Origin of the sequence: Nocardioides marmorisolisilvae, assembly GCF_031656915.1 — a bacterium.
Classification (GTDB): domain Bacteria; phylum Actinomycetota; class Actinomycetes; order Propionibacteriales; family Nocardioidaceae; genus Marmoricola; species Marmoricola terrisoli.
Map to the genome: position 1 here is coordinate 754796 of NZ_CP134227.1, position 26117 is coordinate 780912.

A 26117-nucleotide genomic window follows, 5' to 3' on the forward strand; every position below is an offset into this window, starting at 1 on the left:
CATAGTAGAACAGGTTCTAATTTATCAGAATGCATCCAGCTTCGACATCAGCCACTGGCCATTGTCGCGGGTGAGGGTGACCACGACCCGGTTCTCGTTCAGCTGCTGGGTCTTGACCCCCTTCGCCGTCGTCGTCTGGTTGACGAACTCGAGGACCCGCGCCTCGTCGCTCGTCGCGCTGATGAGGGCGCTGGAGCGCACCGTCGCGTCGAGCACCAGCCCGCGCTTGATCACCTGGCTGCGCACCTTGGACAGGGTGCTGGCGTACTCCTTCTGCATCGACGCCGTCATCGACTTCTCTGCGGCCGCGGTGTCCTTGTCGAAGGTCTTCGCGTGGTAGGACAGCGCCGCCTTGGTCATCCGCGCCGCCTGGTCCATCAGCACCGCGCGAGTGGCCGGCGAGGTGATCTCGCCACCGGGCGCGGTGTCACGATGGTTGTGCCGGTAGGTGAGCACCAGGGCCACCGCGGCCACGACGATCGCCACCGACAGCACGACGGTCACCAGCGGATGAGAGGCGCGGGAGGCGGCGCTGGGTGCGTGCTCGGAGGGTGCCGGCTCGAGAGGTGCCAACTCGGGCGCTCGCTCGGGTGCCGGTTCGGGTGCCGGCTCGGGTGCCGGTGCCGCCTCGGAGGGTGCCGGTTCGGGTGCCGGTGCCGCGGCGAGGTCCGATCCGCAGTAACGGCACCGGATCGCGGCGGCCTTGATGACCTCCGCGCAGTACGGGCAGAGCTTCTCGTCCGGGGCCAGGTCGGGGGTGGTCATGAGACGAAGTCCAGTCCGCTCATCTTCCAGCCCTGGGCGGTGTGCGTCATCTCGATCTTCAGACGGTAGTAGCGGCACACCGCTCCGGCGTGCGGGCACTGCTTGGTTGCCCTCTGCTTGCCCGTGGAGCTGTTCTTGACCACCGCGTCCGCCGCGACGAACACCGTCGCTGTGCTCGCGCCGACGTCCGTGAGCCCGACCTGCCGGACCTTCCCGGTGGAGACCGACTTGGCCGCCTCGGCGGCAGCCTTGAGGTTCACCTTGGTGTGGGAGTACTGCGCGCGGAACTTCCCGGTCGCGCCGGCCAGCACCTTGGCGATGAGCGGGTCCATGTCTCGGTAGTCGACGTCGAGGAACGCCGCCACCTCCTTGCTGGTCGCGGCCTTGACCGCGGCGTACCGCTGCGATGCCCCGCGCGTCGCCTCTGCCTGCGGCGAGGGCCCCTGGACCAGCACGATGACCAGGGCTGCAACCACGCCCAGGAGGACAGCGCCCAGCACCAGGTTCACCGGGCCGAGGGTGCGCCCGGTGTCACGATCTCCAGTCACCGGGCCGCGCCCGACCTTCCCGCGCCCGACGCCACCGGACCGATCAAGAGCTGCTGCCACGCGTTGCTGCCGAACACCGAGTCCAGACCTCCCTGTGAGCTCACCCTGACCCGACGGCCGTTGCCGGCGTAGGCCACTCCCGTACGGGCATCGTACGGGGCGACCCGGTACGCCGAAGACGTCGACGCGTCGAGCCCCGGTGCCATGTTCACGCCTCGTTGCTCGATGGGGTCGGACCCGGTGTAACCCGGCTGCGCCCGCGGGTCGGTGCACTTGGCCGGGAAGAGCGGCAGGTCGCGCAGGTCGTTCCCGTTCGGCCAGTCCTTAGCCGGCATGTAGCCCTGGGTGCACGGCGGTGTGGTGTAGGAGTACTGCATGTTGAGGTGCCCGTAGCCGTCGCCCGGGGTGCCGGTGAAGCCGTTGGAGACCACAGCGGGGAAGGTCACCAGGGTCTGCTCCAGGGCAGGCAACCGGGCGGTGACCACCTGGTTCACCGTCACCAGGTTGCTGATGAAGACCGGCAGCACCGGCTCCAGGCCGGTGAGCAGGGAGTTGACCTCCCGCACCGCCGGGCCGCCGCCCTGCAGGATCGTGCGCAGCTGTGGGTCGGAGACCTTCAGCGTCTGGCTCAGCCGGGCCAGGCCGCGGGCGAACGACACGATGTCACCCTTGTGGGCCTGCTGGGTGCGGAGCACGTCCTTGCCGGAGTCGAGCAGCCTGATCGTGGCGTCCTGGTGCGCCCGCGCCTGTTGCACGAAGGTGCTCCCCGAGTCGACGATCCGGCCCAGGGCATCGGCGTTGCCCTGGAAGACCTGCCCGAGCTCCTTGACGACCGAGCGCAGGTCGTTTCCGTTGACCGAGCTGACGAACCTGGACAGCTTCGTGAGCAGGTCGTTCGTCGACTCCGGGAGGCTCGCACGGGTGCCGACGAAGGTGTGGCCGGCGCCGGCGTACGGGCCCTGCGACGAAGGCGGCTCGAAGTCGAGGTACTGCTCGCCTACCGCAGTCAGGTTGTGCACCGAGAACGGCGAGTCCACTGGAATGTGGGTGCCCTGCGCTAGCGACAGGGTCGCCCGCACGCCGTCACGGGTGACCTGCATGCCGGACACCTTGCCCACCTTCACGCCCCGGTAGTCGACCTCGCTGCCGACGTAGAGACCGCCGGAGCCGGGCAGGGTGGCATGCACGGTCAGCCCACGGCCGAGCACGCGGTCGACGATGCCGAGATAGCTGGCCGCGACGTAGACGATGCCCACGGCCGCGAGCAGCACGAAGGTGATCAGCCGGACCTTCACTCCCCGGGTCATCGGCCACCTCCCAGCAGCCCGAGCAGGCCGCCGGACGGAGCCGACGACCCGAGACCGAGTCCGCCGAGCAGACCGCCTGACGACGACCCGCTGCCCAGGCCGAGCCCGCCGAGGTCGATCCCCTTCAAGGGGTTGGACCGAGCCTTCGCGTGGGTCCTGATGCGCCGTGGCGTGCCCGATGTCGTGGTTGAGGCGCTGGACGCGGGCACCGGGGCGCAGAACAGGTTCACCTTGAGTGCGCTGCACAACGCCGACATCAGTTGGCCGCACGACTCCTGACCGGCGTAGACCGCACACAGCTGGCTGACGTTCGGCAGCCCCGTGTCACCGCCCTTGAGCGCTGCACTAAGGACCTTGTTGAGGTCGAAGTCCATCGCGAACAGTGCGTTCGAGTAGTCACCCTTGGCGAGTGACGCGGCCTCCTTGGGGAACGGGAAGCTCGCCATCATCATCACACCGCGGGGCAGGGAGTTGCCGGCATCGGCCAGCCGACGAAGCGTCGGCGCGAGATGGCGCAGTGTCCCCACGATGTTGGCCTTGCTGCGGTGGATCACCCGGGTGCCGACCCTCCCGAGCTCGTCGAGTGAGCGCAGCATCTTCATCAGAGCACCGTGCTGCTGGTTGAGCACCTTCAGCGCCGGCCCGAAGGAGTCGATGGCGGCGCCGACCGTCTTCTTCTCCCTGTTCAGGGTCGCTGTCAGCCGGTTGATCGACTCCATCGCGCTGATGATGTCGTCCTTCTGGCCGTCCAGCGAGGTAGCCAGCGCGTCGACCTGGCTGAGCAGGTCGCGGATGTCGGACTGTCGTCCGTCCATCATCTTGTTCAGCTCCGCGCTGATCGTCTTGAGCTGCCCGACGCCTCCGCCGGAGAGCAGGAACGACAGCGCGCCCAGCACCTCCTCCACCTCGGGGTTGCGAGTGGTGCGGGAGAGCGGGATGAAGGCACCGTCGGTCAACCGGCCGTCCTTCGCGACGCTCGCACCGGGCGGCTTCAGCAGCGCGATGTACTTCTCCCCCAGCAGGCTGGTCTGGCGTACGTCGGCCTCTGCGTTGCTCGGCAGCACGATGTCCTTGCGGACGGTCATCGTCACGCGGGCGTGCCAGCCGACCCGACGGACCGAGTCGACCTGCCCGACCGGGACGTCGTTGGCCATCACCAGCGTGCGCGGCACCACGTTGACCACGTCGTTGAAGTCGGCGGTGACCTGGTAGCCGTCGGAGCTGCTCACCACCTTGCCGGGCAGAGGCAGGTCGTAGGCGCCGTGGAAGCCGCAGCCGCTCAGGGCCAGCGCACCCACGGCGGCGAGGATCACGAGGGTCCAGTGCGCCCGCGGTCGCGAGGCGACGGCTCGGCGAGGGGTCCTTCGTGTCATCACAGACCTCCCCCGAGCAGCCCGCCGAGCCCGTTCGCCGGGGCGGCCGCCCCCATCCCACTGGTGCCCGGGGTCGGCGCCGACAGCAGCCCGGCACCGAGATCGGCGGCGTTGGGCAGCAGCGCCTTGAGCAGGGTGCAGGCCTGGTCTGCGTTGGGCATGTGGTTGACCTGGACCACGTTGCAGATCATGTTGCCGAAGTCGAGCGCGGTCGGACCGAGCTGCAGTCGGATCCCGACGGTCCCGGTCTTCGGGTCGAACGCCTCGGCCAGGTTGCCCAGACCGAGCGGTGCCAGCGTGAGCACCTTCGCCAGGGTCTGCTTCTTGCGGGCCAGCACACCGACGGTGGTGGTGAGCTGCTTGATGTCGCCCACGAGCATGCCCTTGTTGTCGTGCACGAAGTTGCGCACCGTCGAGAGCGCGTTCGCGATCGCCACCAGTGCCTTGCGCAGGTCGCCTCGCTCACCGGCGAGCTGGGTCGAGGCCTGGGACAGGTGGTCCATGAACCGGCCGACCACCTTGTCGTTGGCCTGCAGGGTCTGGGTGACGGACGCCAGGCTGTCGACGGTGTCGAACAGCTGGCCGGAGTTGTCGCCGAGCGTCTGCACCGCGCCCGCCAGGTTGGCCAGCATCTGGTGTCCGAGCCTGCCGTTTCCCTTCAACGCGTGCGCACCCGACCGCAGCAGCTGGTTGAGTGCGCCGGACTTGTTCGCCCCGTTGGGGCCGAGCGCGTTGGTCAGGTCCGCGAGGCTGGAGTAGATCTGGTCGAGCTCGACCGGGACCGCGGTACGCGAGATCGGGATGTCGCCACCGTCGGGCAGCGTCGCGCCGCCGCCGTACGCCGGGGCCAGTTGCACGAACCGGTCCGCGACGAGCGTCGGGGTGACCACCGCTGCCTTCACGTCGGCCGGCAGCCGGTACTTCGCGTCGTACTCGATGTCGACCCTGACGCTGTCGCCCTCGGGCACGACGGCGGTGACGCGTCCCACCGGCACTCCCATGATGTCGACGTCGGTGCCCTTGTAGACGCTGACCGCCTGCGGGAAGTGGGCGGTGACGGTCCGGGTGCCGGAGCCGCCGGAGAACGCGAGGAAGCCGGCAACCACTGCGAGGGCGAGTACGACGGCGGCGAGGACACGACCGTTGATCCGGGAGAGCATCACTTGTACGTCCTCTTCCCCGGCGCGAACTCACCGGTCGCGAGGTTCACCAGGTTCGGCACGTAGGCGTCGAACCAGGGGCCGGTCCCGATGATGTTGATCAGGATCGACGCGTAGGGACCGTAGTTCTTGATCGTGTCGCTCAGCTCCTGCTTGCGCTGGTTCAAGAACGTGAGGGCGCGGTGCAGCTCGTCGAGTGCCGGCCCGATCTGCTTCTGGTTGTCCGCGGCCAGTCCGCGCAGCTGTACGGCGAGCGTGCGGGCGTTGACCAAGAGCGAGTGGATGGCTGCGCGCCTGCGGATCAGCTCGCGGAACACCAGGTCGCCCTGCTTCATCAACGTGACCAGGTCGCCCTTGCGCTGGTCGATGAGGTGGGTGACGTGCTGGGCGTGGGTGAGGAGCGCGCTGATGTCACCGTCACGCGACGCGATCGTCCGGGACAGCCGCGAGAGACCGGTGAAGCTCGACCGCACCTGCGGCGCCGCCGCGTCGATGGTCGTGGCAAGCGTGCTCAGCGCCTTCGAGAGCTGAGGCTTGTTGATCTTCTCGGTGGTGTGGGTCAGCTCGCCGAGCGTGCCCACGATGTCGTAGCCGGCACTGGTCCGGTCCAGCGGGATCGTCGAGCCGCCCGATAGCGTCCCCGACCCCTTCGGCACGAGTTGGAGGTACTTCTCACCGAGGAGGTTGAGCACCTGCACCGAGGCCGTCGTACGGTCCCCGAGCTCGGCGTGATGGACGTCGAAGTCGACCACCACCTTGGTCCCCTCGACATGCAGCGCGTTCACGCGCCCCACGCGGATCCCGGCGATCTCGACGATGTTGCCGACGTGCAGCCCACTGGCGTCGGTGAGCTCGGCGTGGAAGCCGGTCCCCCGGAAGCCCGGGAACTTCTGCAGGTTGAACGAGGCGGCCATCGCCAGCGCCAGCACCAGCAGCGCGATGGCGCCCATCCTCATCAGGTGGCGGTCGGTACGGCGGGCCATCAGTCGCACCTCTTGGCCGTGCTGTAGACCGACATGTTCTCGTTGATCTGCTGCTGGAGCTTGACCATCATCTGGTCCAGCGGGGCTCCGGCGGCGCCGAGTCCGAGCAGCTGCCCGAGCTTGGGCAGGATCACCTTCCCGGTGAAGTCGCAGAGGTAGTAGTTGTACCAGGAGCCGAAGGTGCCGATCCTGGCCTGGCGACGAAGCGTCGTCGGCAGCCGCTTGAGGGTGTCCGACATCAGCTTCTGGTTGGCCGGTCGGTTCAGGATGCTCATCACCCGGCGCAGCTGGGCGATGTCCTGCTTGGCGTAGGGGCGCGCGCCGGTGACGAGGCCGGCGACCTCATGGGTCAGGCTCGAGACGTTCTGCAGCGACGCCCCGATCGCCTTCCTGTCGGTGGAGAGGTGGCCGAGCCAGTCCCGCAGCTGGACGACGAGCCGGGTGAGCTGTTGATGCCGGTCGTCGACGGTCTTCAGGGTCCCGGAGAGGTTGGAGATCACCTCGCCGACGAGCTGGTCACGGTCCGCCAGTGCGTTGGTCAGCGATGCGGTCCGGGCCAGCAGTCCCTGGATCGTGCCGCCCTCGCCCTGCAGGACCCGCACGAGGTTCATCGACAGCTTGTTGACGTCGGCGGGGGTGAGTGCCTGGAACAGCGGCTGGAAGCCGTTGAAGAGCGCGGTGAGGTCCAGCGCCGGGGTGGTCTGCGACATCGGGATCGTCGCCCCCGGTCGGAGCCTCGGTGCTCCGGGCTTGCCCTGGGTGAGTGCCAGGTAGCGATCGCCGACCAGGTTGAGGAACCGCACCTGGGCGCCGGAGGCGGTGGTCATCGGCACTCCGGACTGGACCTTGAACGTCACGATCGCGTGGTCACGGCCCTCGAGTGAGACGTCCTTGACCTCTCCGACCGAGACACCGGCGACGCGTACGTCATCGCCCTTCTTCAGCTCGCTCGCGCTCGAGAACAGCGCGTGGTACTGGCTCTGGCTGCCGAAGCCGAAGTGGCCCATGATCACCGCCAGCAGCCCCGTGACCAGGATCGACACCAGCGTGAAGATGCCCAGCTTGACCGCCGCGATCGCGGTCTTCGTGTTCCGCCCGCTCATGGCGCGGTCCCCGGCGGGTTGTCCTGCGGCGTACCGTCCTTGAGGGGTACGTACGGCAGAGGTGGACCCTGCTTGGGATGCGGCAGCCCGAGGCACCACGGCCCGTGCCCGACCTCGCCGTAGACCGGTCGGTCGGCGCGGCCGTACGCCGGGCGCTGGTCGCCGCTGAGGATCATGGTCTGGCTCACCCGGCTGTGCCGGAAGATCTGGTTGAGCCGGCCGGTGTAGCGGTCCAAGCCCTTGAGCAGGCAGGGGAACTCGGGAGAGTAGGTGTCCAGCAGCCCGGTCAACGGCACGGCCAGAGCGGCCTCCTCCTCGATCCCGGGGCCATTGCGGGACAGCACGCGGGTGGCGGTGTCGGACATCGTGGTCAGGTCGGTGAGGAAGCCGCCGAGCCTGGTCTGCTGGGTGGTGACGGTGTGCGCGGTGGTAGTCGCGTTGCGCAGCAGCCGGACCAGGTCGGGCGCAGCCAGCGAGTAGGTGTTCGCCACGTCGGCCAGCTCGCGCATGTCGGTGCGCAGCGTCGGCAGGTGGACGTTCATCGTGCGCAGGTAGGCGTCCAGCTCCTGCATCGTGCGGCCGATCTGGTTGCCGCGCCCGGTGAGCGCGGTGGCCAGCGCGTGCAGCGTCGTGTCCAGATCGGCCGGACGCACCGAACGCAGCAGCGGGAACAGCCTCGCCAGGATCGACTCGAGCTCGACACTGGTCTGCACCCGCGACGCCGGGATCACGGTGCCGTCGGTCAGCGGCTGGGCCGCAGGCACCTTGGGGTCGACGAACTCGACGTACTTCTGGCCGAACAGCGTGGTGGGCAGGATCTTCACCGACACGTTGTCCGGGATCTCCCTGGCCTGCGAGGGCTGCAGCCCGAGCTTGATCACCGCCTGATGGCCGTCCTGGGTGATCGACCGGATCTGGCCGACCAGCACCCCGTGCATTCGCACGTCGCCGAACCGCGCGAGCTGCAGACCGGCGCGATCGGCCTTGACCGTGACCATGGTGACGGGCGTGAAGACCTTCTGGTAGATCGCGATGGACAACCCGATCAGCAGCGCGACGACCGTGAGGTAGGCGACTCCGGCCACGAACAGTCGGGTGTGCTCGCGTCCCGTGTCGTGGGTGATGTTCACCAGCATCGGCTCAGCCCCGCCCGCTCATCCGGTGATCCGCACGGTGGTCGTCGAGCCCCAGATGGCGAAGCTGAGGAAGAAGTCGGCCACAACCACAGTGACGATCGAGGTCCGGATCGCCCTGCCGACGGCCATCCCGACGCCAGCCGGGCCACCCGACGCGGTGTAGCCGTAGTAGCAGTGGATCAAGATGATGGCCACCGCGAGCACGATCAGCTTGCCGAACGACCACAGCACGTCGCCGGGTGGCAGGAACTGGATGAAGTAGTGATCGTAGGTGCCTGGCGACTGGTGGTAGATCAGTGTGGTGATCAGCCGCGGCGAGAGGTACGACGCGCACAGCGCCACGATGTAGAGCGGGATCACCGCGAGGAACGCCGCGATCATCCGCGTGGTGACCAGGAACGGCAGCGACGGGATGCCCATCACCTCGAGGGCGTCGATCTCCTCGCTGATCCGCATCGCACCCAGGCGCGCGGTGTAGCCGCAGCCGACGGTCGCGGCCAGCGCGATCGAGGACACCAGCGGGGCCACCTCACGGGTGTTGAAGTAGGCGGAGATGAACGCGGTGAACTTCGCGACGCCGATCTGGCTCAGTGATGCGTAGCCCTGGATGCCGACCTCGGTCCCGGCGAAGAACGCCAGGAACGCGATCACGCCGACGGTGCCGGCGATCACGGACAGGCCACCCACCCCGAACGCGACCTCGGCCAGGGTGGCCCAGATCTCGCGGCGGTACCGGCGCACCGCTCGCGGGGTCCAGGCCAGTGCCTTGGCGTAGAAGAGCAGTTGGTCGCCGTACTGCTCGATGCGGTAGCGCTGCTCCTTGACGAGGGCGGCGCCGACCTCGGTCACCTGTGCCATCTCACAGCCCGTTCTGCGGGACGACCTGGAAGTAGATCGCCGTCAGGATCGAGTTGAGCAGGAACAGCAGCATGAACGCGACGATCACGGACTCGTTCACGGCGCGCCCCACACCACTGGGCCCGCCGCCGGCGTTGAGGCCCTTGTAGGCACCGACGACCGCAGCCAGGAAGCCGAAGATCCCGGCCTTGATCATCGAGATGTAGAGGTCCGGGAGCGTGGCAAGCGCGGTGAACGACGATAGGAACGCGCCGGCGGAGCCGCCCTGGACGATGACGGTGAAGAAGTAGCCGCCACCGATGCCGGCGGCGATCACGATTCCGTTGATCATCAGCGCGACGAAGAGGGTGGCCAGCACGCGTGGCACGACCAGGCGGGCGATCGGGTCGACGCCGAGCACCTCCATCGCGTCGATCTCCTCACGGATCTTCCGAGCCCCCAGGTCCGAGCAGATCGCCGAGCCGGCGGCACCGGCGATGATCAGTGCCGCTGCGATCGGCGCCGCCTCGCGCACCACGGCGAGGACCGCGGTCGCGCCGGCGAACGACTGGGCTCCGAGCTGACCGGTCAGGTTGCCCACCTGCAGCGAGATGACGGCACCGAACGGGATCGACACCAAGATGGTGGGCATCAGCGTCACGCTGGTGATGAACCAGGCCTGCTCGATGAACTCCCGGGCCTGGAACTTCGTAGTGAAGGCCGCCTTGGTGACGTCGACCACCATTGCGGCAATCTCCCCCGGCCCACGAACGACAGAAGCAGCGGAGACTGCCACTCCTACCCCCTTCGATGGCAGGGCCAACGCCGGACCGGCGCACGCTGACGGATCAATCTAGAACGTGTTCTCGTTTTCCACAAGCGGACACGCTCGCCCCGCCCAGCAAAACGACCCGCGCCGCGCGGAGGTCACGCGAGACCCCCTGCCATTCCTAGACTCGGTGCGTGTCCCGAACCCAGAACCCCCTCACCCAGCGCCTCGAGCGGCACCCCTCGGCGGCACTCCTGCTGGCCCAGCTGCTGGCCGTGGTCCTCAGTCCGTTCTTCGGCGACCACGGCGCGGGCAAGGCCGTCCTGGGAGTCGTGTCGACCCTGGTCGTCGGGACCGCACTCTACGCGGTACGGCGGACCCCGGCGCTCACCGTGGTCGCCCTCTGCCTCGGCGTGCCCGCGATCCTCTTCGTCGTCCTCGAGGCGATTCACCCGCACTCGGACTGGATCGTGTTGACCAACGCGCTTCTCCACGCGCCGTTCTACTTCTTCGTCTCCTACGGCCTGATCCGGTACCTCTATGACGACGACCGGGTCAGCACCGACGAGCTCTACGCGGTCGGCGCGGCCTTCACGGTGGTCGCCTGGGGCTTCGCCTACCTCTATGTCGCCGTGCAGGTGGTGTGGCCCGGTTCGTTCTCAGGTCCGGGTCCGGGTCCCTACTCGTGGTTCGTGCTGCTCTTCTTGTCGTTCTCGAACCTGACCAGCTGCGGGCTCTCCGACGTCCTGCCGGCGTTGGGCCAGGCGCGCGCGGTGATGATCATCGAGCAGGTGACCGGCGTCCTGTACATCGGAATGGTGATCTCCCGGTTGGTCGGCCTCGCCGTGCGGCGCAGCCAGGTGCCGTGACCCCTAGCGGGTCGCCTCGATCATCTGGCGGAGCTCCTTCTTCAGCTCGGAGATCTCGTCGCGCAACCGGGCCGCCACCTCGAACTGCAGCTCCGCGGCGGCCGCGTGCATCTGCTCGGTGAGCTGCTGCACCAGCTCGGCGAGATCGCTGGACGGCAGTCCGGCCAGGTCCGGAGCGGTGCGGCGGGCGTCCAGCTTCGACAGGCCGGGAACCGGCGCCTTCTTCGATCGGTCGCCGCGCGCACCGGTGCCCTGCCAGGTGGCGAGCAGCTCCTCAGTGGTCTCGTCCTCACGAGCCAGCATCTCGGTGATGTCGGCGATCTTCTTGCGCAGTGGCTGCGGGTCGACCCCGTGAGCCTGGTTGTAGGCGACCTGCTTGACGCGCCGCCGGTTGGTCTCGTCGATAGCCGAGGCCATGCTCGGCGTGATCCGGTCGGCGTACATCACCACCTGGCCGGACACGTTGCGCGCGGCCCGGCCGATCGTCTGGATCAGCGACTTGTCCGACCGCAGGAAGCCCTCCTTGTCGGCGTCGAGGATCGCCACCAGAGAGACCTCGGGCAGGTCCAGGCCCTCCCGGAGCAGGTTGATGCCGACCAGCACGTCGTACTCCCCGAGCCGGAGGTCGCGCAGCAGCTCGATCCGCTTCAGGGTGTCCACCTCGGAGTGCAGGTAGCGACACCGGACGCCGTTCTCGAGGAGATAGTCGGTGAGGTCCTCCGACATCTTCTTGGTCAGTGTGGTCACCAGCACCCGCTCGTTGCGCTCGACCCGGGTGTTGATCTCGTCGATGAGGTCGTCGATCTGCCCCTTGGTCGGCTTCACGATCACCTCCGGGTCGACCAGTCCGGTCGGTCGGATGATCTGCTCGACGGCGTGGTCGAACCCACCGGTCTTGGCCAGCTCGTAGTCCCCCGGTGTCGCGGACAGGTAGATGGTCTGGCCGATCCGGTCGAGGAACTCCTCCCACTTCAACGGGCGGTTGTCCATCGCACTGGGCAGCCGGAACCCGAAGTCGACCAGGTTGCGCTTGCGCGACATGTCGCCCTCGTACATCCCGCCGATCTGCGGGACGGCGACGTGCGACTCGTCGACGACCAGGAGGAAGTCCTCGGGGAAGTAGTCGAGCAGGCAGTTGGGTGCACTCCCCCGGCTGCGCCCGTCGATGTGCATCGAGTAGTTCTCGATCCCGGAGCAGGAGCCGACCTGGCGCATCATCTCCACGTCGTACGTCGTGCGCATCCGCAGCCGCTGCGCCTCCAGCAGCTTGCCCTGGCGCTCGAACGCAGCGACCTGCTCCTCGAGCTCGGCCTCGATGCCCCGGATGGCGCGCTCCATCCGCTCGGGGCCGGCGACGTAGTGGGTGGCCGGGAAGACGTAGAGCTCCTCGTCGTCGGTGATCACCTCGCCGGTGATCGGGTGCAGCGTCATCAACCGCTCGACCTCGTCGCCGAAGAACTCGACCCGGACCGCGTGCTCCTCGTAGACCGGGAAGATCTCGAGGGTGTCGCCGCGGACCCGGAAGGTGCCGCGGGTGAACGCGAGGTCGTTGCGGGTGTACTGGATCTCCACGAGCCGGCGCAGCACGGAGTCACGGTCGTGCTCCTGGCCCACCCGCAGGCGGAGCATCCGGTCGACGTACTCCTGGGGGGTGCCGAGACCGTAGATGCAGGACACGGTCGAGACCACGATGACGTCGCGACGGGTCAACAGCGAGTTGGTCGCGGAGTGCCGGAGCCGCTCGACCTCGTCGTTGATCGAGGAGTCCTTCTCGATGTAGGTGTCGGTCTGCGGGACGTAGGCCTCGGGCTGGTAGTAGTCGTAGTAGGAGACGAAGTACTCCACCGCGTTGTTCGGCATCAGCTGGCGCAGCTCGTTGGCGAACTGGGCGGCAAGCGTCTTGTTGGGCTGCATCACGAGCATCGGGCGCTGGAGCTGCTCGGCCACCCAGGCGACGGTCGCGGTCTTGCCGGTACCGGTGGCGCCGAGCAGCACAATGTCCTGGACGCCGCCCTCGACGCGCTGGGTGATCTCGGCGATGGCGGCCGGCTGGTCGCCCGAAGGCACGTAGTCGGAGATGACCTCGAACGGCGCCACCCGGCGCTCGAGGTCGGTCACGGGACGCATATGACGAGACTACGGGGCGCCACCGACACCTTTCCCGGTCGCGGACCTACCATCGGCGCCATGGCCCTGAACCCCGTCGCCGACGTGCTGAAGAAGGCCGGTCGCACGCTCGCGAACGCCGATGAGACGCTCACCACCGTCGAGAAGACGCTGACCACGGTCGACGGCACCCTGGTCGCCGTCGATACCAAGCTCGGCACGGTCGATACCACCCTCGCCGAGACCCGGGCGGTGCTCGAGCAGGTCAAGGGTCTGTTGTCCGATCTGGAGGCCGAGCTCGGGCTGCTCAAGCAACTCCCTGCGATGCAGCGCCAGCTCGCCGAGATCCACGCTGCGGTCACCGACCGCTGACCACCCAGACCGGTAGGTTTGCCGCGTGAAGCTGCTGAGGATCGTACGGCGGACGCTGCTCGCCGTCCTGGGCCTCCAGCTCGCGTTCGCCATCGGGCTCACCCTCGTCGACTCCTACCGACGGCGGGGCAAGAAGCCGAAGCCGTTCCCCACCCGACCCGCGAAGACGGTGCCGGTCGGAACGGGCACGGTCACGACGTATACGTTCGGCCAGGATCTCTACGAGGACATGCTCGCCGCCATCGAGGGAGCCAGCAAGCAGGTCCTGCTCGAGACGTACATCTGGAAGGGCGACGAGATCGGCGAGCGGTTCAAGCGGGCGGTCTCCGATGCAGCAGCCCGCGGCGTGGATGTGCACGTCATCTACGACTCGTTCGCCAACCTGGTCGTCTCGCCGCGGTTCAAGCGCTTCCCGGCCGGGGTGAAGGTGCTCGCCTATCCGGTCTATGCCGCCGGCTGGCGGTTCTTCGACCTGCGCCGCTACGGCCGGGACCACCGCAAGATCCTGGTGGTCGACGACGAGGTCGCGTTCGCCGGCGGCTACAACATCGGGTCCCCCTACGCGACCGAATGGCGTGACACCCACTGCCGGATCACCGGCCCGGCCGTCCTCGACGTCAAGCGCGCGTTCGCCGACTTCTGGAACCTCAACCGGACCAAGCGGTTCCAGATGCCTCGCCGCAGGGTGCAGCCGCTGCTCACCCAGACGACCACCACCTGGGAGCCGCAGATCCGGGTGCACCGCAACGTGCCGCGACTGTGGATGTTCCCGATCCGGACGATGTACATCGAGGCGATCAACAAGGCCGAGCGGAACGTGTGGCTCACGCACGCCTACTTCATCCCCGACGAGAACTTCATCGAGGCGCTGACCTCCGCGGCGGCGCGAGGGGTCGACGTACGCATCGTGCTGCCGGCGAAGTCCAACCACATCGTCGCGGACTGGATCTCGCGTGGCTACTTCACCGTCATGCTCGAGGCGGGGATCCGGATCTTCCGGTTCCACGACGCGATGGTGCACGCCAAGACCGCGACCATCGACGGCTCCTGGTCGACGATCGGCACCGCCAACGTCGACCGGCTGAGCATGACGGGCAACTACGAGATCAACATCGAGGTCATCGACAACGGGCTCGCGGCCGAGATGGAGAAGATCTTCGAGACCGACCAGTCCAACTGCAGCGAGCTGCATATGGACGAGTGGCGGATGCGCGACATCTACCGTCGCTTCACCGAGATGTTCCTCAATCCGCTGCGCCACGTGCTCTGAGCCTCACCCAGTCCCCACGCAGTCCGCAGGGGCAGGAATCAGGGCGCCGGCTCGGTGATCCGCTCCGTCTCGGGGCTCAGGCCGAAGCGGGTCACGTAGCGGTGCATGGCCGGGAGCGCCCAGACCGCCTCCGCGGTGTAGCCGTAGGAGCCGTACGTCGGGGGCGGTGTCGCGCGACCGCCCTGGCGCTGGCGTCGTACGAATCCTCGGATCTCCTCTCCCGTCTCGGGCGACACCGCAATGTCGAGCTGTTCGTAGGCGCGGACGACGGCGGCGACCGGGTCGGCCATCAGGTCGGGATAGCGCACGTTGACCACCCGGTCGGGGAAGGCGTCGGCAACGTCGACCATGGCGTCTGCGCAGACGAGCGGAATCCTGATCGCCTGGCCACGATCGTCACGTCCGGGGTCGCGGGGATCGACCAGCCAGGGGTTCTGGACGACGTCCTTGATGTGGCAGCTCGAGGTCACGATGCGATGGGGGTCGCGGTGGCAGAGGACCAGGCTGGCCTCGGGGAACGCCTCGAGGAAGGTCGCGGCCTGGTCGACGTCGGTGGGGCACTTGAGGACGAGTACGCCGTCGGCGGGCAGTGGGTTGTGCCAGAGCAGGAGCTGCACGAGCGCGCGGTACTCCTCGTAGGCCTGCCGGCGCGGTCGGCCCGGGAACACGGTGGCGGTCCAGGTGCTCATCAGGTCGGTGGGGCTGCGGCCCATGAGGCCGCTCAGGTCGAAGAACCCCCAGGCGCATTCCTCGGGGTCGGTCGCCTCGACCCAGTGCATGTGCTCCAGCTCGCTGCCGCGCAACGCATCCACCCCGCGCTGGACCTTGCCGATGCGCGGATCTGTGGCATAGGTGTCCGCCTCGGGCGGCGGGACCGGTGCGACGAGCTCCCAGCGGAGCAGGGAACGGGAGCCGGGCCGTCGTGCCATCAGGTTGTGCAGGAGCGTCGTCCCGGAGCGCGGGAACCCCATGATCCGGACCACTCGGGGCAGCTGCACGTCGTGGATCTCGGGGTGGCGCTCGAGCGTGTCGATGACTCCCAGGCGGACCTGCAGGTTCCGCTCCGCCTGCCGGGCCAGCTGCGAACGACCCGAGTCGGACAGCAACGGGGAGGTGAGGTCGTCGCACCATGCCTGAAGCACAGGCTCGAAGTGCGGGTCACCGAGGTCTCGGAGCTCGGTGGCTGCCATTGCGCGGTCGACCAGCCAGGTCGGGGTGACAACGGCATCCATCGCGATGACCTCCGCAAGGATCTTCCCGCCGCCGGCACGGCCTGGCAACAGATCTGCGCCCTAGCGCCTCACGACGCCGACTGGCCGACCGCTCCCGACTCGGATCCGGGCCGGACCACCTGGACCTCACCCTCGGCGTACCACTTCCGGATGACCTTCTTGTCGAACTTCCCGACCGAGGTCCGTGGGACCTGCTTGATGAAGGCGAACGCGTCGGGCAGCTGCCACTTGGCGAAGTCCTCGGCCAGGAAGTCGCGAAGCTCCGCGACGGTGGTGGTCGCGCCCTCCCGCAGGACGACGGAGGCCAGGGGCCGTTCCTGCCACTTCTCGTCGGGGATGCCGATCACCGCGGCCTCGACCACGTCAGGATGCGCCATCAACGCGTTCTCCAGGTCGACCGAGGAGATCCACTCGCCGCCGGACTTGATCACGTCCTTGGCCCGGTCGGTGAGGGTGATGTAGCCGAGCTCGTCGAGGGTCCCGACATCCCCCGTGCGCAGCCAGCCGTCGTGGAACTTCGCCGCGGCCTCGTCCGCGTCGGCCGCCTCCGGCCGGTAGTAGGCCGCGGTCACCCAGGGTCCGCGCACCTCGACCTCACCGACCGCCTCGCCGTCCTCGGGCAGCGCTGTCAGGTCGTCGCCGACGATGCGAGCCTCGACCCCGCACACCAGTCGGCCCTGGCCGCCGCGATAGCGCCACACCTCATCCCCCTCGACGCCCAGCGGTACGCCGGCCGCGGTGGCGACCGGCGAGGTCTCCGTCATCCCCCACGCCTGCCGCACCTCGATGCCGTGGCGTTCCGCGAGCGCCTTCTGCAGGCTGACCGGCACCGCGGATCCCCCGCAGAGGATCAGGTGCAGGCTGTCCAGCGCCACCTCGGGGTGCTGGTCGAGGTAGCCGAGCACGTCGTTCCACACCGTCGGCACCGCCCCGGAGATGGTGGGCCCGGTCTCGTTGATGAACCGAACCAGCGGCTCGGCCTGGAGCCAGCGGTCCGGCATGCACAGCGATGCCCCGCTCATCAGTCCGGCGTAGGCGAGGCCCCAGGCATTGGCGTGGAACATCGGCACGATCGGCAGGATCCGGTCATGGTAGGAGAGCCCCGCGACGGCGCCGGTGCATGCCATCTGGGAGTGCAGCCAGGCCGAGCGGTGGCTGTAGACGACGCCCTTCGGGTTGCCCGTCGTACCGCTGGTGTAGCACATCGCCGCAGCGTCCCGCTCGTCCACCTCCGGCCAGTCGAAGTCCTCGGGCTGGTCGGCGAGCAGGTCCTCGTAGAGCAGGACCTCCTTGCCGCTGGACCGGAGCGAGTCGAGGTCGGCGGCTGCCGCGTCGGGACCGGCCACCAGTACCTGCCGGACGGTGCTCATCGACGGCAGGTGCGGCGCGAGGAGCGGCACCAGCGAGTCGTCCACGATGACCAGCTGGTCCTCGGCATGGTTCGCGATGTAGACCAGCTGATCGGGAAACAGCCGGATGTTGAGCGTGTGCAGCACCGCGCCCATCGAGGGCACCGCGAGGTAGGCCTCGAGGTGCTCGACGTTGTTCCACTGGAACGTGCCGACGCGCTGGTCGCCGGAGATGCCGAGGCTGCGCAGCGCGTTCGCGAGCCGGGCGACACGGGCGCCCAGCTCGCCGTACGACGTCCGGCGCGAGCCGTCCGGTGTGGCGGTCACCACCTCGGAGTCACGGTGCACGGTCGTGCCGTGCCGCATGATCGAGCCGATGGTGAGCTGGGCGTCCTGCATCGTGCTGCGCATGGACCGATCTTGGCCCTAGGAGCAGTAGCCGGTCCAGAGGTCATCTCGCAGGGCACACAGATGTGACCGCGCCATCGCACGCACTACCGTGTCGCCATGTCCCGACGTCTGCGTCCTGCCCCCGACCGCGAGGTCTTCCTGACCGGCGCCGCCAGCGGCATCGGCAGGGCCACCGCCGAGCTGGTGGCGAGCCACGGCTCCCGGGTGCACCTGACCGACCGCAACGGCCCCCAGCTGGACGAGGTCGCCGCCGGCATCCGCCGTTCGGGGGGTCGGGTCGGCCTGGTCGAGACGGCCGACATCGCCGACCACGACGCGATGCACGCACTCGCGACGCGGCTCACCGCCGAGTACGGCGCCATGGACGTCGTGATGAACATCGCCGGCATCGCCGCCTGGGGGACGGTCAGCGCGATGCCCCACGAGACCTGGCGACGTCTGGTGGAGATCAACCTGATGGGCCCGATCCACGTGATCGAGGAGCTCGTCCCACCCATGATCGACGCGCGGCGCGGCGGACACCTGGTCAACGTCTCCTCAGCCGCGGGAATCATCGGGATGCCCTGGCACGCCGGCTACAGCGCCAGCAAGTTCGGCCTCCGTGGCGTCTCGGAGGTGCTTCGGTTCGACCTCGCCCGAGACCACATCGGGGTCAGCCTGGTCTGCCCGGGCGGCGTGGACACCGGCCTGACCGAGACGGTGGAGATCGCCGGCGTCGACAACGCCAGCCCGCGGTTCCGCAAGGCCCGGGAGCGCTTCCGCAGCCACGCCGTCAGCCCTGAGCAGGCGGCCGCGTCGATCGTGCGCGGACTCGAGCGCAACCGCTACTGGGTCTACACCTCGCCCGACATCCGGATGGCTCACCTGGCGCAGCGCTACTTCCCACCGGGCTACAGCGCGGCGATGCATGTGCTGAACCGCGCGGCGAACCGTGCGCTCCCCGACGTGCAACGGGCCCGCAGGCCGGAGGTCCAGGGGTGACCGGCCCCCGCATCACGCCCGGAGGTCTCCGCGAGAACGGCCCGCTGATCTGGGGCTTCGCCCAGATCGCCGGCAGGGTCACCGGCACCACTCCGCCGAACGTGTTCAGCACGCTCGGCCGGGGCCGTGGGCTGTTCTGGGGCTGGCTGCACTTCTCCGGCAAGCTGATGCCCGGCGGCAAGCTCCCCCGCCGACTCACCGAGCTCGCGATCATCAGGGTGGCCCATCTGCGCGGGTGCCAGTACGAGCTGGACCATCACGTCCGCCTCGGCCGACGGGCCGGGGTGACTGCAGAGGACCTCGAACGGGTGTACGCCGGCCCGGACACCGACGGTTGGACACCTGCCGAGCAGGCCCTGCTCCGAGCCGTCGACGAGCTGGTGCACGAGAAGGACATCTCCGACCCGACGTGGACGGCGCTCCGCTCGGCGTACGACGACCGCCGGGTGCTCGAGCTGGTGATGCTGGTGGGCCACTACGACGCCCTGGCCACCACTCTTCTCACGCTGCGCGTGCAGCCCGACCGCCGTCGCTGAGCGGCTATCCGCTGGAGTCCTCCAGCTGGACCGTGTCGACCAGCCAGCGTCCGCCGTCGTGGACCATCTGCATGCTGATCCGGGGCTCCTCGGTGTGCGAGCCCTTGGTGTCCCGCGCTGAGACCACCTGGTCCACGAAGAGCAGCACGCGGACATGTGAGGTGTCCCGCACCAGGGGCGCCGCCGCGATCACGCGGCCCCTGGCCGTCACGTGCAGGCTGCGGACCACGGCTGCCGACTTCGCTCCCACCGAGGCGAAGTAGCTGCGGAAGCGCGGCGTGCCCAGCGCTGCCACCCGGGCGTGGTCGGCCTTGACCGTCCGATAGTCGTAGGTGGTCAGGTCGACCGCGACCGTCCGAGCAGCCGCGGTGGCAGACGTGCCGGCGGACCGGAGAGCAGACTGGTGCCGTTCCGCGCGCCAGGCCAAGGCGAGCGCCACCAGGGCGGCGATCAGCACCACGGTCAGCACGACCACGACCGCCCGATGCCGGCGTACGGCGTCCCCCAAGTCAGCGCACCGGTCCAGGCGCGTGCATCGCGCCGCGCTGGAGGTACTTGCCGGGGTCGGCGCACCGACCGTTCGGGTTCATCGGCCGTCGCACGACGCTCTTCGGGTCCCGCTCGCTGGTGCCGTAGGAGCAGTAGTGGTCGCGCTGGCCGATGATGTTGAGCTGGAGCGACCTGCCCCGGATGGCCTTCGCGAGCACGCCCAGGCCCGGCGAGAAGTTCGCCAGCAGCGCCCGCAGATGCGGGTCGTAGGAGGCCAGCAACCCGGTCAGCTCGGCCCCCACGGAGAGGAACCTCGGCAGCACCGCGTCGGCGTCACGGACGATCCTGCGGATCTGAGCGATCTGGTCCGGAGCAGCCTTGAGGGTCCTGGTCAGCTCCGGGTTGTAGCCCTTGAGGAATGCTGCGAACGTCTTGAAGTCCCGCGAGAGCCGACGAATCCGTGCGGCGTTGTCGGTGCCGATGTCGAGCACCGTTCGCCCGTTGGTGATCAGACGGTCGGCCTGCGGCCAGTAGCGGTTCAGGTCGTTGACGAGCAGCCTGCCCTGGTCGGTGAGCTGCGCCAGGTCGCCGCTGGTGCCCGAGAACGCCTTGCTCGCCTCGTCGAGGACGGTGTGCAGCTTCTTCGGGTCGATCTGGCCGAGCAGCTTGTTGACCGCGATGACGGTGGTCGCCAGGGTCTTCGGGATGTCGGTCGACGTCGCCGCGATGGTGCTGCCGTCCTGAAGCCACGGGCCGTGGTCGTCCGGCGGCTGGAGGTCCAGGTACTGCTCGCCCACCGGGGACAACGAGCGGACGACGGCACGGGTGTCGCTCGGGATCTTCGTCGAGCTGGTCAGCTCGGCCGTCGCCTGGACGCCGGTCGGGGTGAAGTCGATGTGGGTCACCCGCCCGACGTGCACGCCCCGGTAGGTCACCGCCGAGCCCTCGAAGAGGCCGCCCGTCGCGGTCAGCTCGACCTTGACGTTGCGGGGCCGCGACGTCAGCGGAGTGCCCAGCACACCGCTGACGATGTACGCGACGCACAGGACGAACACCACGAACACGCCGACTGCGCTCACGAGCAGTTTGTTGGGAGCGAATCTCATTGGCCACCTCCGAGGAGCCCACCGAGCAGGCCACCGACCACGTCGGAGCCGCCTGACGTGGCACCGGACTTCGAGCCGGTCCCGCTGCCGGCCTTGCGCTGACCGCCGGTGAGCCCGGAGAGCAGCTCCTGGGCAACTCCGGTGCTGAGGTTGTTGGCCAGGTTCGTGCTGACCTTGGTGCCGAGGCTGCCCAGCAGGCCGCCGAGGAGTCCGCCGCCCGTGCCGGTGCCGCCCAGCAGCGTGCCGACGCCGATCGTCTTGCCTCCGAGGATGAACTGGTCCACGCGCAGGTGCGTGCCCAGGTTGAGGTAGTCGCCGGGTGCGACCCGGTCGATCAGCTTGCTCAGCGCGACGATGGCCTGCAGCGTCGCCGGGAACACGCTGCGGACCGAGACCAGCTCCTGAAGGATCGGACCCGCCTTGCGGATCATCGACAGCAACTGGGTCCGGGTCTGCCGGACCACGGAGTTCGCCGTCCCCCCGAACTTCTCCAGGCTGGACAGCAGGTTCGTGATGTTCGCCAGGTTCGCCCGCAGCACCCGGGAGGCAGGGCGTACGTCGACCAGGGCCCGATGGATGATCTGCCGACGCTGGTGCAGCATCAGCGACACACTGTTCAGGGCATTCAACGTGCGGTCGATGTCGCCCGAGGCGGCGTTGACCTGGGTCAGCATCCGACCAGACCGCTCCAGCAGGTCGCGGATGTTGTTCTCGTGTCCCCCCAGGGCCTTGTTTGCCTCGGTGGTGATCGTCTGCAGCTGGGACAGTCCGCCACCGTTGATCAGCAACGACGCCGAGGCCAGCGCGTCCTCGACGGTCGGTGCCGTGCTGGTGCTGTGCTCGCCGAGCACGGCGCCGTTCGTGAGCAACGCGCCCGTCGTGGGGTTGCGCAGGTCGACGAAGAGCTCGCCGAGCGGCGTGGTGTAGCGCAGTCGGGCCGTGGCGCCGGACCGCACCTTCGCGTCCGTGCGGATGTCCATGGTCACCCGCGCCTTGAAATCGTGGGCGGTGACCTTCGTGACGCGCCCGGCGTCGACGCCGTTGACGCGGACCGCGGCGCCGTTCGCGAGGTTGAGCGCCTCGCCGAAGTCGGCGGTCACGGCGATGGTCTTCCCGGACTGCCCGGAGCCCGGGAGCGGCAGCGAGGAGAACGTCGGGCCGGCGCAGCCGCTGAGCACCAGGGCCAGCACGCTCGACACGACGATCAGGATCGGAGCTCGGCGCATCACTTCGCACCACCTAGCAGGTTGCCGAGCACGTCGCTGAGCGCATTCGGATCCAGCCCGATCGCGTTGCACAGGTCACCGGGCATTGTCGTGCAGATCTGGCTCAGCAGCGGCCCGATCACCGGAAGCAGCTTGGTGATGTCCAGCCGCACCACCAACCGGTTCCCCGGTCCCAGCATCCGCTCGAGGTTCTGCACCGCGAGCGGCATCACCCGGAGTACTTCACCCACCGACCGTCTCTTGTCCAGCACGGTGCGCATCACGTCGTTGGTACGCCGCACCGTGGTGTTGATCTCGCCCCGGTTCTCCTTCGCGAACTGAGCCACCACCCGGATCATCCGAGTCACGGAGCGCAACGACGTGCGGAAGTTCTGCCGCTCGGAGGCCAGCAGCGAGCTCGCCGAGGCGACCTGCTTGATGAACTGGCGGACGGTGCCCTGGTTGGTCGCGAGGGTCTGGGTGAGCTTGTCCAACGCGACCAGCGAGGACGTCGCATTCTGGCGCTGCGCGGAGATTCCGTTGGCAGCCGCGGCCAGCGACCTTATCGACCGGTTGATCAGGTCACCCTTGCCCCTGAGAGCCGTGGACTGGGTGTCGAGCAGCCTCTTGATGGCGTTGCGGGTCGACGCCTTGCCGCTCAGCCCGTTCGCGAGCTTGCTCAGCGAGGCCAGCACCTCATCGAACTCGACCGGCGTCCTGGTGCGATCCACAGGGATCACCGCGCCGCTCTGCATCCGCGGACCGGATCGGTAGACGGGGGTCAGCTCGATGTAGCGGTCCGTGGCCACCGACCGTGGGACCACGACGGCGGCGGCCCCTGCCGGGATCGGCTGGTCACCGTCGACCTCCATGGTCACCTTGACCCGGGGGCCCTCCGGCACGATCGAGGTGATCTTGCCGATCGGCACGCCGAGCACTCCGACGTCGTTGCCGACGAAGACGCCCGCGGTGTCGGTGAAGTACGCCGTCACCTCCGTCTTCTTGCTGCCCACCGAGAACGTCCCGACCGAGCACGCAGAGGCGCACACCAGCATCACCAGGACCAGCACGGCGGCCCCGGCGGTTCGCGCACGGCTCATCGTCGCGGTCGCCATCAGCAGTTCCCCGCAAGCTTGCAGCCGATGCCGTCGTTGGGCGGGATTATCCCGGCGTTGTTGTAGGTGTGCAGGTCGCCGTACGGCGCGTTGCCGGAGGCGTTGGCGATGTATCGCACCGCCGGAGCCATCGTGTCCAGCACATGGCGCAACGTGCCGTCCTGACGGTGCAGCTCGGCGAGGGCCCCGTTGAGTGCCCGGAGTGCGGGGTGCACGTCGGCCTTGGTCTGGCCGATGACCGCGTTGACGTTGTGCGCCAGCCGACGTGCCTCCACGAGCAGCCGGTGGATCGCAGCGCGGCGGGCGGTGACCTCGGAGACCACGAGATCGGTCTGTTTCATCAGGCCGATCAGGTCCCCGCTGCTCGCCGACAGCTGTCCGGTCACGCTGCGCGCCGCCTTCAGCAGTGCGCCGAACTGGTCGCTGCGCCTGGCCACGTCGTCGGACAGCCTGACCACCCCCTGCAAGGCGGGGCCGAACTGCTGCGTCGACGGCGCGAGCTCCCGTGCCATGGTGGAGAACAGCTTCGCGAGCTTGGCGGAGTCGAGCTGCTCGACCCGATGGGTGCCCTGGTCGAGCACGTCCTGCAGATTGAACGGCACCGACGTCCGCGAGATCGGGATGGTGTCGTGGGGGAGGTTGCCGCTCCCCTCCGGCGTCACCGCGAGCAGGTGGGTCCCGAGCAGGGTGGCGACCTTCACCGCGGCCGTCGTGCGCGACCCGAGATGGATGCCCTTGTCGACGGTGAAGGTGACGTGGACGGCCGAGCCGACCAGCTTCACCGAGCGCACCTCCCCGACGCGCACGCCGCTGACCTGGACGTCCTCCTTCGCCCGCAGACCCGCCGACTGCTCGAGCACCGCGGTGTAGGTGCTCTTGCCGAAGGGGATCACCGAGATCAGGAGTACCCCGAGGCCGAGGACGACTCCGACGGCGATCGTGACCAGTCCCAGTCGGAACGGATCGCGGTTGGCGAGCGCCTTCATCGGCACGCCTCCGTCCAGGGCCCACCGGACTGGTGTCCGCTCAGGTTCACCTCGGGGCCCCCCAGCTTCAGCCACAACGTGCACAGGTAGACGTTGACCGCGTTGCCGTAGGACGACACCCGGCCCAGGTCGCCGAAGGCCACCCCGAAGCTCTTGAGCGCGGCCGTGAGCTGGGTCTTCTGATCGTCCAGGGTCTGTGCGACCTGACGGAACATGTGTGTGTTGGTAACCAGGGGGCGGCGCGACTGGGCGAGCAGGTCCGACGTCGAGCTGATCAACCGGCTCAGGCCGCTGATGGAGGTGCCGATGCTGGTGCGGTCCTTGGCCAGCCCGGTCATCAGCAGCCGCAGCTCGTGCACGGTGGACTTCAGCTCGCTCCCCTGTCCGCTCAGGTCGTTCAGCACGGGCGTGAGGTTGGTCAGCACCTTGCCGAAGATCGTGTCGCGGTCTGCGAGGAAGTTCGTCAGCCTGGTCGTCTGGGCGAGCAGCTGCTCGATCGAGCCGCCCTCGCCCTGCAGCACCTGGATGATCGAGGTCGCGAGCTTGTTCACGTCGGCTGGCTGAAGCACGTCCAGCAGTGGACGGAAGCCGTTCAGCAGCTCGGTCAGATCGAAGCCGGGGCTGGTGCGGGAGCGGGGTACGTCGGCGCCCGCCGCCAGGGGCGCACCGTGCCGAGCGCCCTGGACCAGCGACAGGTACCGCTGACCCAGAAGGTTCTGGTAGCGCATCACGATGTGCGTGTTGTCCAGCAGCGGCTGGTCGTCCTGCAGCTCGAAGGTCACCTTCGCCCCTCCGGGCACGATCCCGATGTCTGTCACCTTCCCGACCCGGACGCCGGCCACCCGGACGTCGTCGCCGGTGGCCAGTCCGCTGACGTTGGTGAACTCGGCGGTGAAGTTCCGGGTGTGCCCGGGGACGCCGTTGACCATCGTGTTGTAGAGCAGCGCGAGCAGCGCCAGCGAGATCGCGGCGAACAGCAGGAACTTCCAGAGGATCTGCCTGAACCCGGTGATCATCGGCCACCCCCGAGCATGCTGCCGACCCCGGCGCGTCCCAGTCCTGGGCAGTTGTCACCGCGCGCACTGCCGTAGCGGGGGCAGTCCGAGGCCGTGTAGTACGGCGGCGCCTGCCCCTGGATCACCAAGGTGTTGTCCGCCCACCCGTGATGCACGATCTGGGCGAGCTTGCGACGGACCTCGCGCAGGGTGGCGAAGCTCTGCGTGATGGCCTGGTGCCGCAGGTCGTAGTAGATGTCCTCCACGACGCTGGCGTTCTTCAGGAAGGTGACCAGGTCGGGACGGACCTTGGTGAGGAACGCGTTCGCCTCGTCGGTCACGCTCCGCCCACCGGTGAGAAGGGTGGCGATCGCTGCCTTCTGGGCGGCGATCGTGTGCAGCGTGCCCAGGCTGTCCCGGACCCCGTCGAGCAGGTCAGGCGCGGCGCTCCGCACCAGCTCGAGGTTCGAGGCGAGCTTGGCCAGGTCTGTCCGGATGGCGGGGATCCGGGGCTCGACCTTCCTGAGGAGCCGGTCGAGGTCGTCGATGATGCCGCCGATCTCCGCACCGCGGCCGTCGAGCGCCATCGCGATCGAGCTGAGCGTGGAGTTGAGCTGCGCCGGTCGCAACGCCTTGACCAGGCCGTCGATGTCGTCGAGGGCCTGCTGGAGCTCCAGGGTGCCCTGGGTGCGGTCGGGCGGGATGATGGCGCCGGCGTGCAGCATCTGGCTGGCGGACCGCCCGTGGGTGGTCAGGTCGAGGAACGACGTACCGAAGACCGTCGCCGGCAGGATCCGCGCGACGACGTTGTCCGGGATGTGGCCGAGCTCGCCGGAGTTCATCGACACCTTGATCCGCACCCCGCCGTGCGGTCCGGTGGCCAGACCCGCCACCCTGCCGATGATCACGCCGCGCATCTTGACGTCAGCGCCCTTGGCCAGCGAGCCGCCGGCGTCGGCGACCTGCGCGGAGACCGTCTCGGGTCCCCCGATGATGCCCTTGGACTTCGCACCCAGCAGCAGGAGGATCAGCGCGACCGCCAGCAGGGTCACCAGGCCCCGCTTGGCGAGCGCGTTGCGGGTCAGCTCGACCCGGACCTTCTTCGTCGACATCG

At 68.6% G+C, this 26117-nt stretch carries 25 protein-coding genes; 5 read left to right on the forward strand and 20 right to left on the reverse strand.

All coding sequences use genetic code 11. The features are described from left to right. Positions 1–24 precede the first annotated feature (24 nt). From Q9R13_RS03645 to Q9R13_RS03690, 10 genes are read right to left on the reverse strand one after another with little or no spacing between them, the layout of a single operon-like run. A complete protein-coding gene (locus Q9R13_RS03645; RefSeq protein WP_310963714.1) occupies positions 25–765 on the reverse strand; it encodes a zinc ribbon domain-containing protein in 741 nt (246 codons plus the stop codon). Then, the gene (locus tag Q9R13_RS03650) at positions 762–1313 is read right to left on the reverse strand and encodes a hypothetical protein (RefSeq protein ID WP_310963715.1); all 552 of its coding nucleotides are present in this window, start codon (positions 1311–1313) and stop codon (positions 762–764) included. The genes Q9R13_RS03645 and Q9R13_RS03650 overlap by 4 nt, the downstream gene beginning before the upstream one ends. After that, complete coding sequence (locus Q9R13_RS03655) at positions 1310–2620, reverse strand: MlaD family protein (RefSeq protein WP_310963716.1); 1311 nt, start codon at positions 2618–2620, stop codon at positions 1310–1312. Before Q9R13_RS03655 ends, Q9R13_RS03650 begins: the two co-directional genes overlap by 4 nt. After that, the gene (locus Q9R13_RS03660; protein WP_310963717.1) at positions 2617–3993 is read right to left on the reverse strand and encodes an MCE family protein; all 1377 of its coding nucleotides are present in this window, start codon (positions 3991–3993) and stop codon (positions 2617–2619) included. The genes Q9R13_RS03655 and Q9R13_RS03660 overlap by 4 nt, the downstream gene beginning before the upstream one ends. Then, complete coding sequence (locus tag Q9R13_RS03665; RefSeq protein WP_310965030.1) at positions 3993–5153, reverse strand: MCE family protein; 1161 nt, start codon at positions 5151–5153, stop codon at positions 3993–3995. Before Q9R13_RS03665 ends, Q9R13_RS03660 begins: the two co-directional genes overlap by 1 nt. After that, positions 5153–6136: an MCE family protein gene (locus tag Q9R13_RS03670; protein ID WP_310963718.1), complete on the reverse strand. Its 984-nt coding sequence runs from the start codon at positions 6134–6136 to the stop codon at positions 5153–5155. The genes Q9R13_RS03665 and Q9R13_RS03670 overlap by 1 nt, the downstream gene beginning before the upstream one ends. After that, positions 6136–7239 carry an MlaD family protein gene (locus tag Q9R13_RS03675; RefSeq protein WP_310963719.1) on the reverse strand — a complete coding sequence of 368 codons (1104 nt, stop codon included), beginning with the start codon at positions 7237–7239 and terminating at the stop codon, positions 6136–6138. Before Q9R13_RS03675 ends, Q9R13_RS03670 begins: the two co-directional genes overlap by 1 nt. Continuing rightward, positions 7236–8375: an MCE family protein gene (locus tag Q9R13_RS03680; RefSeq protein WP_310963720.1), complete on the reverse strand. Its 1140-nt coding sequence runs from the start codon at positions 8373–8375 to the stop codon at positions 7236–7238. Before Q9R13_RS03680 ends, Q9R13_RS03675 begins: the two co-directional genes overlap by 4 nt. Positions 8376–8393: 18 nt before the next feature. Continuing rightward, entirely contained in the window at positions 8394–9233 is an 840-nt protein-coding gene (locus Q9R13_RS03685) for an MlaE family ABC transporter permease (protein WP_310963721.1), read from the reverse strand. Between the two features lies 1 nt (position 9234). Further along, entirely contained in the window at positions 9235–10008 is a 774-nt protein-coding gene (locus Q9R13_RS03690; RefSeq protein ID WP_458295162.1) for an MlaE family ABC transporter permease, read from the reverse strand. Positions 10009–10175: 167 nt separating this feature from the next. Between Q9R13_RS03690 and Q9R13_RS03695 the strand changes: the two genes are divergently transcribed. Then, complete coding sequence (locus tag Q9R13_RS03695; protein WP_310963723.1) at positions 10176–10850, forward strand: ion channel; 675 nt, start codon at positions 10176–10178, stop codon at positions 10848–10850. Between the two features lie 3 nt (positions 10851–10853). On the opposite strand, the gene uvrB is transcribed toward Q9R13_RS03695, so the two are convergent. Further along, positions 10854–12977: an excinuclease ABC subunit UvrB gene (gene uvrB / locus Q9R13_RS03700; protein WP_310963724.1), complete on the reverse strand. Its 2124-nt coding sequence runs from the start codon at positions 12975–12977 to the stop codon at positions 10854–10856. A gap of 60 nt (positions 12978–13037) precedes the next feature. Between uvrB and Q9R13_RS03705 the strand changes: the two genes are divergently transcribed. After that, positions 13038–13328: a hypothetical protein gene (locus tag Q9R13_RS03705; RefSeq protein WP_310963725.1), complete on the forward strand. Its 291-nt coding sequence runs from the start codon at positions 13038–13040 to the stop codon at positions 13326–13328. Between the two features lie 25 nt (positions 13329–13353). Further along, the gene (locus Q9R13_RS03710) at positions 13354–14598 is read left to right on the forward strand and encodes a phospholipase D-like domain-containing protein (protein WP_310963726.1); all 1245 of its coding nucleotides are present in this window, start codon (positions 13354–13356) and stop codon (positions 14596–14598) included. 38 nt (positions 14599–14636) lie between these two features. On the opposite strand, the gene Q9R13_RS03715 is transcribed toward Q9R13_RS03710, so the two are convergent. Both Q9R13_RS03715 and Q9R13_RS03720 read right to left on the reverse strand, forming a co-directional pair. Then, positions 14637–15830, reverse strand: coding sequence for a sulfotransferase family protein (locus Q9R13_RS03715; RefSeq protein WP_310963727.1), 1194 nt, complete (start codon positions 15828–15830; stop codon positions 14637–14639). Positions 15831–15898: 68 nt separating this feature from the next. Beyond that, entirely contained in the window at positions 15899–17590 is a 1692-nt protein-coding gene (locus Q9R13_RS03720; RefSeq protein ID WP_310963728.1) for a long-chain fatty acid--CoA ligase, read from the reverse strand. A 96-nt stretch (positions 17591–17686) separates the two neighbouring features. Here Q9R13_RS03720 and Q9R13_RS03725 point away from each other — a divergent pair, with 96 nt between their 5' ends. Together Q9R13_RS03725 and Q9R13_RS03730 are read left to right on the forward strand one after the other, a co-directional pair. Then, positions 17687–18571, forward strand: a complete 885-nt coding sequence (locus tag Q9R13_RS03725) for an SDR family oxidoreductase (protein ID WP_310963729.1) — start codon at positions 17687–17689, stop codon at positions 18569–18571. Next, on the forward strand, positions 18568–19107 hold the full coding sequence (locus Q9R13_RS03730) for a carboxymuconolactone decarboxylase family protein (RefSeq protein WP_310963730.1): 540 nt from the start codon (positions 18568–18570) through the stop codon (positions 19105–19107). The genes Q9R13_RS03725 and Q9R13_RS03730 overlap by 4 nt, the downstream gene beginning before the upstream one ends. A 4-nt stretch (positions 19108–19111) precedes the next feature. On the opposite strand, the gene Q9R13_RS03735 is transcribed toward Q9R13_RS03730, so the two are convergent. Genes Q9R13_RS03735 through Q9R13_RS03765 form a run of 7 tightly spaced genes read right to left on the reverse strand, consistent with a single transcriptional unit; the run spans position 19112 to position 26115 of the window. After that, entirely contained in the window at positions 19112–19582 is a 471-nt protein-coding gene (locus tag Q9R13_RS03735) for a hypothetical protein (protein ID WP_310963731.1), read from the reverse strand. A 34-nt stretch (positions 19583–19616) separates the two neighbouring features. Further along, on the reverse strand, positions 19617–20675 hold the full coding sequence (locus Q9R13_RS03740; RefSeq protein WP_310963732.1) for an MlaD family protein: 1059 nt from the start codon (positions 20673–20675) through the stop codon (positions 19617–19619). 23 nt (positions 20676–20698) lie between these two features. Then, positions 20699–21928 (reverse strand): MCE family protein, encoded by a 1230-nt coding sequence (locus Q9R13_RS03745; protein WP_310963733.1) that lies wholly within the window; start codon positions 21926–21928, stop codon positions 20699–20701. Next, positions 21928–23022 carry an MCE family protein gene (locus Q9R13_RS03750; RefSeq protein WP_310963734.1) on the reverse strand — a complete coding sequence of 365 codons (1095 nt, stop codon included), beginning with the start codon at positions 23020–23022 and terminating at the stop codon, positions 21928–21930. Before Q9R13_RS03750 ends, Q9R13_RS03745 begins: the two co-directional genes overlap by 1 nt. Beyond that, entirely contained in the window at positions 23022–24008 is a 987-nt protein-coding gene (locus Q9R13_RS03755) for an MlaD family protein (protein ID WP_310963735.1), read from the reverse strand. Before Q9R13_RS03755 ends, Q9R13_RS03750 begins: the two co-directional genes overlap by 1 nt. Then, positions 24005–25024 carry an MlaD family protein gene (locus tag Q9R13_RS03760; RefSeq protein WP_310963736.1) on the reverse strand — a complete coding sequence of 340 codons (1020 nt, stop codon included), beginning with the start codon at positions 25022–25024 and terminating at the stop codon, positions 24005–24007. Before Q9R13_RS03760 ends, Q9R13_RS03755 begins: the two co-directional genes overlap by 4 nt. Next, the gene (locus Q9R13_RS03765; RefSeq protein WP_310963737.1) at positions 25021–26115 is read right to left on the reverse strand and encodes an MCE family protein; all 1095 of its coding nucleotides are present in this window, start codon (positions 26113–26115) and stop codon (positions 25021–25023) included. The genes Q9R13_RS03760 and Q9R13_RS03765 overlap by 4 nt, the downstream gene beginning before the upstream one ends. Between the last annotated feature and the right edge of the window lie 2 nt (positions 26116–26117).